Source organism: Corallococcus exiguus (genome assembly GCF_009909105.1).
Classification (GTDB): domain Bacteria; phylum Myxococcota; class Myxococcia; order Myxococcales; family Myxococcaceae; genus Corallococcus; species Corallococcus exiguus.
Genome location: NZ_JAAAPK010000020.1, coordinates 59,402 through 70,525, shown reverse-complemented (window position 1 = coordinate 70,525; position 11,124 = coordinate 59,402). Strand labels below are relative to the sequence as shown.

At 67.9% G+C, this 11,124-nt stretch carries 10 protein-coding genes; 8 read left to right on the top strand and 2 right to left on the bottom strand.

The features are described 5' to 3' along the window. Nucleotides 1-190: 190 nt before the first annotated feature. From GTZ93_RS41595 to GTZ93_RS41585, 3 genes are all read left to right on the top strand, one after another. Nucleotides 191-1,000, top strand: a complete 810-nt coding sequence (locus tag GTZ93_RS41595; RefSeq protein WP_180946067.1) for a hypothetical protein — start codon at nt 191-193, stop codon at nt 998-1,000. Between the two features lie 77 nt (nt 1,001-1,077). Further along, nucleotides 1,078-1,977 carry a hypothetical protein gene (locus tag GTZ93_RS41590; RefSeq protein WP_139918573.1) on the top strand — a complete coding sequence of 300 codons (900 nt, stop codon included), beginning with the start codon at nt 1,078-1,080 and terminating at the stop codon, nt 1,975-1,977. Next, nucleotides 1,974-3,266, top strand: a complete 1,293-nt coding sequence (locus GTZ93_RS41585; protein WP_167548750.1) for a Kelch repeat-containing protein — start codon at nt 1,974-1,976, stop codon at nt 3,264-3,266. Before GTZ93_RS41590 ends, GTZ93_RS41585 begins: the two co-directional genes overlap by 4 nt. Nucleotides 3,267-3,300: 34 nt before the next feature. Here GTZ93_RS41585 and GTZ93_RS41580 read toward each other — a convergent pair whose 3' ends face one another. Beyond that, nucleotides 3,301-3,639 (bottom strand): DUF2381 family protein, encoded by a 339-nt coding sequence (locus GTZ93_RS41580; RefSeq protein WP_139918575.1) that lies wholly within the window; start codon nt 3,637-3,639, stop codon nt 3,301-3,303. 338 nt (nt 3,640-3,977) lie between these two features. Here GTZ93_RS41580 and GTZ93_RS41575 point away from each other — a divergent pair, with 338 nt between their 5' ends. Next, the gene (locus tag GTZ93_RS41575) at nt 3,978-4,337 is read left to right on the top strand and encodes a helix-turn-helix domain-containing protein (RefSeq protein WP_139918569.1); all 360 of its coding nucleotides are present in this window, start codon (nt 3,978-3,980) and stop codon (nt 4,335-4,337) included. Between the two features lie 150 nt (nt 4,338-4,487). Beyond that, on the top strand, nt 4,488-4,865 hold the full coding sequence (locus GTZ93_RS41570) for a hypothetical protein (RefSeq protein WP_139918567.1): 378 nt from the start codon (nt 4,488-4,490) through the stop codon (nt 4,863-4,865). On the opposite strand, the gene GTZ93_RS41565 is transcribed toward GTZ93_RS41570, so the two are convergent. Continuing rightward, nucleotides 4,855-5,499 (bottom strand): ferritin-like domain-containing protein, encoded by a 645-nt coding sequence (locus GTZ93_RS41565; protein ID WP_257979177.1) that lies wholly within the window; start codon nt 5,497-5,499, stop codon nt 4,855-4,857. The two genes, GTZ93_RS41570 and GTZ93_RS41565, sit on opposite strands and share 11 nt — an antisense overlap. 426 nt (nt 5,500-5,925) lie before the next feature. Here GTZ93_RS41565 and GTZ93_RS41560 point away from each other — a divergent pair, with 426 nt between their 5' ends. The 3 genes from GTZ93_RS41560 to GTZ93_RS41550 all read left to right on the top strand — a co-directional run bounded on the left by GTZ93_RS41560 (nt 5,926) and on the right by GTZ93_RS41550 (nt 11,104). After that, nucleotides 5,926-7,437 (top strand): ABC transporter substrate-binding protein, encoded by a 1,512-nt coding sequence (locus GTZ93_RS41560; RefSeq protein WP_139918565.1) that lies wholly within the window; start codon nt 5,926-5,928, stop codon nt 7,435-7,437. 480 nt (nt 7,438-7,917) lie between these two features. Then, nucleotides 7,918-10,059: a M28 family peptidase gene (locus tag GTZ93_RS41555; RefSeq protein ID WP_139918563.1), complete on the top strand. Its 2,142-nt coding sequence runs from the start codon at nt 7,918-7,920 to the stop codon at nt 10,057-10,059. An 88-nt stretch (nt 10,060-10,147) separates the two neighbouring features. Next, entirely contained in the window at nt 10,148-11,104 is a 957-nt protein-coding gene (locus tag GTZ93_RS41550) for a hypothetical protein (protein ID WP_139918562.1), read from the top strand. Nucleotides 11,105-11,124: the final 20 nt, after the last annotated feature.

Genomic DNA, 11,124 nt, shown 5'->3' with positions numbered 1-11,124 from the left:
CGAGCGTTTCTCCGAGCTCCTTCACCGCCATCCCGTCTTTCAGGAAGCACTCGGCTTCATATGAGGGGATGCCTCAGGCCCGGCTCCCCAGGGATTTCTTGGGATGCCCTTGGGCCCACTCCCTCTTCCCAATTGATTGCAGGGGCGGCCATTCATTGACCCGCCAGCTCCAATCAAGAGGAGCGGACCCATGGCTGGAGTGAAAGCAGTCGGTGGCTCGAACGCATCAAAAGTCGATCCCGCCGAGGCACAGCGCCTCGCGGAGGCGGCCCGACAGAAGGCGGAGGCGGCGCGGCTCGCCGCCGAAGCCAAACGCAAGGGGGCGACGGAGGCCCGGGACACCCTGGCGCAGGCCCGGCTCGAAGCGGATGCCGCGCGACGGCAGAAGGCCACCGCGGAAAAGGCCACCGCCGACGCACGCAAGGCCGCGCAGAAGCCGGGGCAGACGCCCGAGGAGGCGAAGAAGTCGAAGGAAGCCCTCGCCGCCGCGGAGAAGAAGCTCAAGGAGGCCACCGAGGCGTCCAGGACCGCGGCCCAGAACCTCCAGAAGGCGGAGGAGCAGGCGGCCCTGGCCGCCAGGAGCGCGGAGCAGGCCATGCACAAGGCGAACGCGCTGGCCCTCGCGGAGTGCAAGCCCGCCCCGTACAGCCAGAAGGACATCGACAAGGTGAAGCCGACGAAGAACGAGCTCGACTCGGCCTTCGAGGGCACGAGCCGCAAGGCGGAGCTGGAGAAGGTGTTGGGCTTGACGCCCCCGCCGCCGCAGGAAGTCATCCAGACGTCCGGGGAGGGCGGAGCGCCTGGAGTTCCGCTCGACGCGGTGGACGCCTTCAAAGGCCCCTTCGGGCAGACGTACACGGGCCCGTCCGCCGACGCCTGGTTCCAGGAGCGGCAGGGAGCCCCGCTGGGCGACGCGGCGCATTCCCAGCCGGCCAGTGGCACCGCCGTCCCCTCCACGCCGGATGGCAGCGACACCTCACCGGTGACGCCGCAGCCGTAGACGCAGTCAGGCGACAGGGCAACCCTTCATCTCCGCGAGCACCGGGAGCATGGACCCATTCAATGAAAGACAATGCGATGCGTCCTTCCACCCACGGCAAGGCAGGAGCCGTGTCGTCGAGCATCCCGTGGCGGCGCGGCACCTGTGTCTGGGGGTTGCTTCTCTGGCTCTCCCTCATTCCAGGAGTTGCCCGAGCCGACGTCTCTCCCGACGCGCGCATCTGCGCGGAGTCCATCTACCTGTTACTCGAGGACCTCGAGTACGAGCGTGCCCTGGACCAGGTGGCCCGCTGCAAGGAGGCGTCGAACGGGCCCGAAGACGAGGTGGTGCTGTCCCTCTATCAGGGCGTCATCCTGGCGGAGCTGAGCGGAAGGTTGAGCGACGCCGAAGCCGCCTTCAAGGCCGCCCTCGGCATGAACCCCGAAGCGGAGTTGCCGCTGACTGCCTCGCCCAAGGTGAAGCGGCACTTCGAAGCGGTGCGCAAGCGAGTCCTGAAAGAGTTTGCCACGCGAGGGGCGGCCCGTGAGCCCCTGAAGCAGGAGTCCCCCCCGGAAGCGCCTGAGGCTCAGGCGCCGCGAGAGCCGCTCCCCGTCGTCACCACGGGACTCCCGGAGTCTTCATCCTCTCCCGTGCGGGAGGTGTCCGGCTCGCGCTCATCCTTGCGAGACCGGGCGCTCATTCCCGCCGTAGCGGGAGGGACCTTCGTCGTCGCCGCGGGCGTCTTCTGGGGGGTGGCGGAGGGGCGGAAGTCGAAGCTGGATGGCGTGGCAAAGGACATCCACTCAGAGGCCGATGCCAGGAACGTGGCCCACAGCGCGCGAAGGCTGCAGACGGCCTCCGTGGGGCTGCTGGTCGCGGGGCTGGTGGGGCTGGGCGCCTCCACGGGGATGTACCTGCTGGGGTCGCCGAAGAAGCCGGTGCCCGTGCAGCTCGGGCTGGATGGGACGTCCGTGTTCGTGTCTGGGAGGTGGCCATGAAGCCCCTGCTCCGCTCGACAGCCCTTGGATTGCTGCTGCTCGGCGTCCAGGCCACTGCGTGCCTCGACGTTGACGAAGTGGTGGACCAGTTCTGCCTCGACAATCCTCGCATCTGCAAGGATGGCGGGTCGGATGCGGGGCCTGACGGCAATGACATCCTGGATGCAGGTGGACTGGACGGCGGGGACGCGGGGCAGGACGCAGGACATGACGGGGGCCTTCCTGATGACGAGCGCGAACCGCCGGGGTGGAAGTCCGTGGCCCCCATGTGGATGCGGCGCACAGGCCATACGGCCACCGCTCTGGGAGACGGCCGGGTGCTTGTTGTTGGTGGAAGCAGCACGGGCGACCTCTCGGCGGTCAGCCCGACGAACACGACGGAGATCTACACCGTCGCCTCAAACAGCTGGAGTCCCGGGGGGAACCTGGGGACGGCTCGCATGGACCACACCGCCACCCGGCTGCGGAATGGCAACGTACTGGTGGTCGGTGGCAGGGGCCCCACGGGTGGCGCGCTGGGCAGCGCCGAAATCTACGACGTGGGTGCGAATGAATGGACCGAGGTCAGTCCCCTCCCCGGCGGAGCACGTGCCACCCATGCCGCCATCTTGCTGCCCTCGGGGAGGGTGCTGGTGGTGGGTGGCGGCAGCTCGGATGCCGATGGGCTGAACACCTCCGAACTCTATGCTCCGAACAACGACTCCTGGACGAAGACAGGGGACCTGAACGTCAGACGCAACATGCTGACGCTCACCCTGCTGGACGGTGGCGTGGCATTGGCCATTGGTGGCTACCATCGCAACGGAGCGGAGACGACCGCCGAGGTCTACGACTCGAACCCACCGGATGGAGGATGGCGACTCCTTTCGCAGCGGATGGGCCATGGGCGCAATGGGCACGCCTCGACGCTGCTGCCCTCTGGACAGGTCCTGGTCACCGGCTCCCTCGAGGGTTCACCTGGAACGGTCCTCCCGTCCGTGGACCTCTTCGAGCCAGGCAGCGCTTCGTGGACGCCCCAGGCAGACATGAGGGAAGCCCGCTTCCTCCACACGGCCACCGCCCTGCCTTCGGGCGAGGTGCTGGTGACGGGCGGGTATTCAACCTCCTACGCGAAGCCGCGTGCCTCCGCGGAGATATTCCGGCGGGATGGCGGCTGGGAACCCATCGCCCCCATGTCATCGGCGCGCACCTCTCACACCGCCACGTGGCTGGAATCTGGGAGTGTGCTCATTATCGGAGGCACCGACGGCGGCGTGGCGCTGAACACCGCCGAGCGGTACGTCCCCTGAGCGTCGTCCGGGCTCCGTGAGGCGTGCCTTCAGGTCAGGGGAAGAGCGTGAGGCTCCGAGGCCCGCCTTCTTCCCACAGCTTGAGCGAGAAGGCCCCTTGGGCAGCAGCCGCTGAGGCCTCGGCCTCAACCACAATGCGGCCGACCTCTCCTGTCGAAATGGGGTGCTCCTGCCACAGGCGAAGCACCTTCAACTCCACGCCTGCATTGGTTCGAAGCATTGCCCCTTTTCCAATCCACGGCTGGGCCGAGTTCACCGTCAGGTGGATTTCCACGGCCACCCCAGTCGAGGACCTGTAGCTTCGGACAAACGAGCAAGGTACGCCGTGCCGAAGCCCCCCTGCCCCAGCTGGCGCTCCACCGTGTAGCCCAATACCTCGGCCCCGGGCGGCAGGATGGCGGGCGGCGGCCTCATGGCGTCCTTCCTTCGGGACTCAGGGCCACTCGCATGCGACGTCCTCCCAGCGGGGCTGGGGACGCCACCAGAAACACGAGAAGCCCGGGCATTCCTCTTGATGCCTCTCCTCTCACAATGGTTCTTTCAGGTTCACTCTTCTGTTTCTTTCAAGTCCACGCACCTACTGCCTGTCCGCCCCCCTGGCCTCCCTGACCGGATGGAGCATCCTCCGGCCGACGTCGTCTGCAACACCTCGTGCGGCGCCTGGGGAGCCTCAGGCGCGCATTCACCTCCACCTGCTTCCGAGCCGATCCCATGAATGAAGAACTGGCCATCACGATCGGCCGAATCGCCCGCGCCGCCCGCGAGGAGCAGGGCCTGACCCAAACCGAGGTGGGCCCCCGCGTGGGCCTCCTCTCCACCGTCTACAGCCGCCTGGAGCGCGGGAAGATGCTCCCCAGCGTCCCGACGCTCTACCGTCTCTGCACGGAGCTGAGGGTGTCTCCGGAGGACATGCTCGGCCTCACCGCCCTGGTGCGAGGCCGCAAGGGCCAGCGTCCGCGAGCGCGCGCAGACGAAGTGCCCGCCCTGCGCCGCCTGCTCTACCTTGCGCGCAAGCTGGACGCGGAGAAGCTCGAAGCGCTCCTCCACGTCGCCGCCGTGCTGACGCGCTAAGGGCTGCGACTCGCCCTTTCAGTCCCGGTCACCAGCGCACCGCGACTCACCGCGCATTCTCGACGGATGGAGGCGGAAAACGGACCGTTCATGGGACCCGGACTCCCGCGGGAGAGGCCTCCGTGCAACCTCCGGGTTCCAGGAGGCTGCATGCAGATGCTGAAGGGAATGCTCAAAGGCGGGGTCCTCGGAATCCCCTACGCGGTCGCCGCGACGACCCTCGTCTTGATGATGTTCTTTGGCTTTCAGGGATGGATGCCTTTCTTCGAGCTGGCCCTGTTCGTCGCGGCTTACTCGGCGCCAGCGGGAGCCGCGGTGGGAGCGGGCATCGTCCTCACCGGGGCATATCAGCGGGGATGCACCTGGCGAGCGCAACTGGTGATGGTTGTCATCTACGTGTTGGTAGGCTTCGTGGGCCTCAGGACAACGGACATCTGGACCTTGGAGTGGATCGTGCGAGTGGCGCCGGCCTTTATCCCGCTGGGCCTCCTCGCCACCTGGGCCGCGACGCGCTGGATCAAGCGGTAACCGGCGTCGGGGCGTACTCCGACCCCATGGCTCTCGCCCGCGTCCGTTGGATGCATTTCTCCATCAGCCGCCCCAGCTCCGCCTGGGGCAACACGCCGTTGCGCGCCAGGAAGGACTCATCGACTCCTGGGATGCTGGGGAGCGAGGGCGTCCTTTGCGTCTCCAGCGCTTCCAATGCCTGACGCAGTGCCTGCTTCGCCTTGCCGCCGCCCCGTTCCAGGGCGAAGGCAATGACATCCCAGGCCAGCTCCGCGTGCCGTCCCTCATCCTCCGCGATGACCGCCAGGGTCTCCCGCACGACCGGGTCACTGGCCCGCCTTGACGCTTCAGCGGCGACGCTGGCTGCAAGTCCTTCACCCAGGCACCCATCCAGCAACGACCCGCGCACCAGCCGCGACCACTCGTCGCCTTCGCCTGGGCTGGGACGCTGGGGGCGTTCCTGGCCCAACTCCGGAATCATTCCCGCGCTCCAGGGCAGCCCCGAGTAGGCCCGGGCGAGCGCGAAGCACCGCCTGGCATGACGGACCTCGTCCAGGGCCGCCAGGTGACACGCCTCCAGCAGCTCCGAGGGTGCGCCCAGGGCGGAGAGCTTGAGCGACAGCTTCGCGAAGGCAGGAACCGACGCGTGCTCCATGCCCGCGGAGTACCGCCACGCCTCCCCCAGCGGCGGGCTCCGGGTTGCTCCCAGGCGTCACCACCGGGATGCCCTGCCGCGACAGGTTGAACGCGGTGTCCGCGCCGCTGTCGGAGTAACCGCCCGGCTTCGGCTCCTTGCGCACGCCCGCGAGGGTCGGCGGGGCAAGCGCCTGGAGGAGGACGGGCACCACTCCCGAAGTCGATGAAGTCACGGGGCACGTTCTGGCCTGGAGTCGCTGGCGGCGCAACCACCAGGCCGTCACCACGGAGTCCGTTGCCGGGCGCACCTGCCGACAAGCGCGTTTGTTTTCACGGCCCCGAGGGAAAATTGGAATCGAAGCGCGCCCGGAAATGTCAGACCGGCGCGGTATGAATCTCCCTGCGCGGCGCCATTCTGGGCGTCGCCGAAAGGGTTTCCCTCACAATGAATATGTCATTGGTTTCCCTCGGGCTTCTGGTCGGCATGACCGGCGTCGGCTGCGCGGGTCTCGACGAGGCCGAGGCGGTGGACTCCTCCGTGTCCGCGGACACGACCTCCCAGCTCACCCAGGGCCTGATCACCCAAGTCACCGGTACCAGCCCGGTCACCTTCGTCGCCACGTCGGGCAACGAGACGAAGCCGTACGATCAGTCCGCCACGTCGGTGGTGGCATACACGCGGGACTCAACCACCGGGGCGTTCACGGCCTATCCGGGCACGGGCTCCGCGGACGGCACCGTCTCCGTGCCGAACGTCCCTTCCGGCCGCATCTACCTGAAGCTGGGCTCGCGCTACCTGGTGAGCACCGGCCGCGCGTTCGACCTGGGCTCCACGGAGTGGGGCCGCGATGGCACCTTCGTCTCGCTGCCCACTCCCGTGACGGTGTCCGCCACCGGCCTGTCTCCCTGGCAGCCGGGGGACTACCTGGAGGTGTATTCGTTGAACGCGGGCGCGTTCGGCTACGTCAACACAGGCGTCACGGGGTTCCCCCTGACGGGCGCCACGTCGCTCTCCGGGCTGAGCTTCGATTACTCCGACATGCTCAACCCGGTGCTGCTCGACAGCGGCCTCGGGGATGTGCTCTCGCTGGTACAGATGCGGTGGCAGACGAGCCCGAATGGAGTGCCCTACCGCGCGATGCACAAGGTGCTCGACGCGAGCATCACGCAGGTGGAGGGCCAGCCCGCCTCCGTCAGCGGAACCTTCACCCAGCCCACCGCGACAGGCACCTTCGCGGTGGACTGGAGACGCTCAGCCTTCGAAGCCATGCGCACCCAGGTGAACCCGGATGCGGTCAGCACGTACAACGAGATCTGGATGTCCGCCCGGCCGGCCGCGCTGGGCACGGCGCTCGCGTCCATCAGCGGGCAGCCACTGCTCGTGAAGCTCAATCCTGATACGCAGCGGACCGACATCGTCACGGGGAGCATGACGTACAACAACGCGCTCCCGGCGACGTGGCAGAAGGTGGCGCTCGCCGCCGCGGGCTTCACGAAGAGCTACGCGCTGGGAACCGCGACGCCCTACACCATGGGCGTGGACATCCGCGTGGATCAGGAGGCAAGCGCATTCACCGCCGCGCCCGTGCAGCCCCTCGTCGGACCGGTGCAGGCGCCCCTGGTGAATACGCGAGGCGCGTTCCAGAACCTTACGGGCGTGGGGACTGACGCCTCGCTGCGCTGGTCGAAGCCGCTGGTAGGCACGGCCACGAACTACGTGGTGAACATCTTCCGGCTGGGCACGAGCAACGGTTCCACCACCGCGACGCGCGTGGCGGCGCTGCACACGGATCTCCAGAGCGTGTACCTGCCCCCGGGCGTGTTGCTGTCGGGCCAGACGTACTTCGCTGAAATCCAGAGCTGGTACCAGCCCGGCTCGGACCTCGCGACGAGCCCGTTCAAGCGCGCCCTGCCCCGAGCCCGCGCCAGCGTGCTGACTGGCACGTTCAGCCCGTAGCCACTGAAGTCCAGGGAAGGAGGGAGCCCGCTCCCTCCTTCCCCACGAGCCAATGAGCCGCGGGCCCCGTGTCACCCTTGGGTCCCGCCGCGCCTCCCGTTCCAATGCTCACGTTGAAGCGGTCGTAACCCGACGCGGCAGGGTCCATGGCGGACACCGTCAGCAGATACGTGCCAGGCATGACCGCGACCGGTGCAGGCAGGACGGCCACGACCGTCGGCGTGTCGACACTGACGCTCTTGATGACAAGCGGTGGCGTCTGGGCGTTCCCAATGTCTGGGAATGCGGTCAGGGCGGTCAGCAGACAGAACACCGCCAATCGTGCGCGCGCATGGAATATCCGTGTGGATGGAACACACGGATTGTCGCATTTGACAATGGAAAGTTGCCCTACCCCTAGAACGATTCGCACGCCAGGGTTGAGGCTGAATCCGGGGACGTGACTCCGTGGAGCGAGTGCTAGTTTTCCCGAGACACCCCATGACATTCCGCTCCTTGCCCTTCGCCCTCCTCGCGCTGTCTGTCTCACTCAGCGCCTCCGCCCAGACTCCCGCGTCCCCGTTGGGGCCCATCTCTCCCACCACCGGACTGGTGCTTCGGGACGACGTGGTGCGCGCCCTCATCCAGGAGAGTTCGGGCGACCGGATCCATGACGGCGTGCAGCGGCTGTCCCTCATCGCGAGGGACAGCCTCGATGGCTACTCGGAGGCAGCCGCCTGGACGAAAGCCGCCGCCGAGGCCGAGGGGCTCCAGAACGTCCAGCTGGAGGCCATGAAGGACGGCCCCCAGTGGCGGGCCACGCGCGGCGAGCTGTGGGTGTCCGGTCGCCACCGGTACCGGGTGACGTCCTACGCAGACCTGCCCATGGCCCTGGCGACCGGCAGCGGCAGCTTCGAGGGCACGGACCTGGAGCTGGTCGACGTGGGCACGGGCTCTCAGGACGCGGAGTACGCGGGCAAGGACCTGAAGGGCAAGGTGGTGCTCACCCGCGGGCACCCCACGTCCGCGCTGCGCAACGCCGTGGTGAAGCTGGGCGCGGTGGGCGTGGTCTCGTCCTACTCGACGCCGCCGTGGAACGCGCCCCACCGCATGGACGGCGACTTCCCGGACCAAGTGGGCTGGGCCACCGTCCCCCGGAGCCTGATGCCGCAGGGCGCGCGGACGCCCTTCCTGTTCATGGTGTCCGACCGGCAGGGGCGCGAGCTGCGCGCCCAGCTGCGGGAGGGGCCGGTGAAGGTGGACGTGAGCGTCGCCACGCAAGCGCCCACGGGACACCTCAGCATCGTCAGCGGCGTCATTCCCGGGACGCTCGCGGGAGAGGAGGTCGTCCTCACCGCCCACCTGGACCACTACAAGCCCGGGGCCGACGACAACGCCTCTGGCTCCGCCACGGTGCTGGAGCTGGTGCGCACGTACACCACGCTCATCCGCAAGGGCGTGCTACCGCCGCCGGTGCGAACCCTGCGCGTGCTGTGGCTGCCGGAGTTCGAGGGCACCCGCGAGTGGTTCTCCCGCCACGGCGCGGATCCGGTGCGGCGGGTGGCGCAGTTCAACTTCGACATGCTCGGCGCCAGCATGACCCGCGTCCATTCGCGCTTTCAGGTCTCGTACACGCCGGACTGGAATGGCAGCTTCGTGAACGCCGTGTCTGAATCCACGGTCGCCTTCATGAACCGCTTCAACGGAGTGGCCTATCCACCGAGGAAGGACTTCCGCATCGGTTCGGTCACCGGCTCGCAGGATCCGATGGATGCGCACATGGAGCGCTACGGCCGGGGTTCGGATCACCAGCTCTTCAACGACCACGGCATCCCGGGCGTCGCCTACTCCACGTGGCCCGATGACGCCTACCACACCAGCGGCGACCGGCCGGAGAACGTGGACCCCACCCAGCTGCACCGCTCCGCCTTCGCGGGCCTGGCCGGCATCACCGTGGCCGCGTGGGCCGAAGGCACGGGCGCCCTGGAGCTCTCGCGCCTGGTGGCGGTGCACGGCGCGAAGCGCGTGGCGGAGGACGAGTTCCGGGCCCGCCGCGAGCTGGCCTCGACGCCCGCCGCGCAGGTGCCCGGCTTCGCCCGTCTGGCCCGAGCAGGGGTGCGCGCGGGCTACCAGCGCGAACGCGACGCCCTGCGCTCCTGCCTGGCCCTGGGCGCGCCCGCCGAACCGGTGAAGGCGATGGTCCAGGCGCTGGAGACCGCCGAGTCCCAGGCCCTGAAGCGCCTGGATGCGGACGGGAAGGCGCGCGGCGTGTCCCTGAAGGAGCCCTCACCTGGCGAAGCCGAGCGCAAGGCACGGGCCTTCGTTCCGCGTCGCGTGAAGGGCCAGGAGCTCGCTTCGTTCGATGACCTGGAGCGCAGCGCGCCCCCCGAATCCAAGGCCCGGGTGGAAACGGTGAAGGCCGCCATGACCACCGCGTCCACGGCCCTGCGCGAGCAGGGGGAGAGCGAGCTGCGCTTCTACCAACTGGCGGATGCGCTCGCGAGCTACGCCGACGGCAAGCGCTCCGTGGCGGATATCCGCGACGCGGCCCATGCCGAGTATGGCTATGTCTTTCCCGTGGAGGCCCTGCTGGAGCTGTTCGGGCTGCTGGAGCAGAGCGGCATCATGACGCACGGACGCTGAGTCCTGGAGACCGCAGGAAGTCCTCTTCGACCCGTTGGAGTCATTCCTCGCGTTCGACGCCCCTGGGAGCCTCGCGCATACTGGAGCGATGTGGCGATCCATCCGGTACAGCGTTGATGTCCATTACAGCTGGGCAGGTCCCCCCAATGCCCAGGACCGAGACATCAATGGGCCCATCTCGCTCCGCGGCCAGTTGAAGGACGGACTCACGACGACCTACCAGATGTACTTCTGGTGTCTCGACGCGGAGGTCGCCGCGTTCCAGCGGAAGTTCCAGGCGCGCGGAATCAAGAACATCACCGTGCGCGGAATGCAGTCCTTCCTCTCCACCTGCACGGGCACCGCTTATCGCTGGTGGTACTGGTATGGCGGGAAGCAGGACGACGTCGTCGCGCGCGTCACTCCCATCATCCAGGCCGCGGCCAGGCCCACGGCGACAGTGCGGGAGCGCGTCAATGCGAAGAACGTGTGGAGCTTCTTCGTGCTCTACACGTGGGGCGGCTACCACTTCGACACCGGCATCGAGGCGGACACCACCCGGACCGTCCGGCTGACCACCTACAACCAGTACAAGGCGCCCGCGGTGCTCACGGAGCGGAGCATCGGGTACTGCCACATTCAACGGAGCACCCTCGGGGGGCTGAATGGAATGTGCAGCACGGTGGCCGCCGCGAGCGAATGGCGCGAGGGGCATGGGCGGAACAGCACCGAGGACGTCAAGACGGGCTACCACGACGATGTCTGGGCGCTCTATGCGCCGCGCTATGACGCGCGCGTGTTCCGGTCGCTGTACTGGTATTGCCGCATCTGGGATCAACTCGAGTTGAAGCGCAGGGCCATCGCGAACGAGCGCGACGAGGAGGCCTACAAGCAGGCCAGCCGGTATGCAGTCATCGACGCGCTCAACACCGGCTTGTCCCACACCGACAAGGGCGCGTGCCGGGACGTGGAGAAAGCCGACTTCTGGGACGCGGGCGCCTCACTCAACGATGGGCTCATCGCCGAGTTGGGCATCCGCAAGCGGTACTACGGCTCGCACCGGTAACGCTTCCCCTGGCGGTCCGT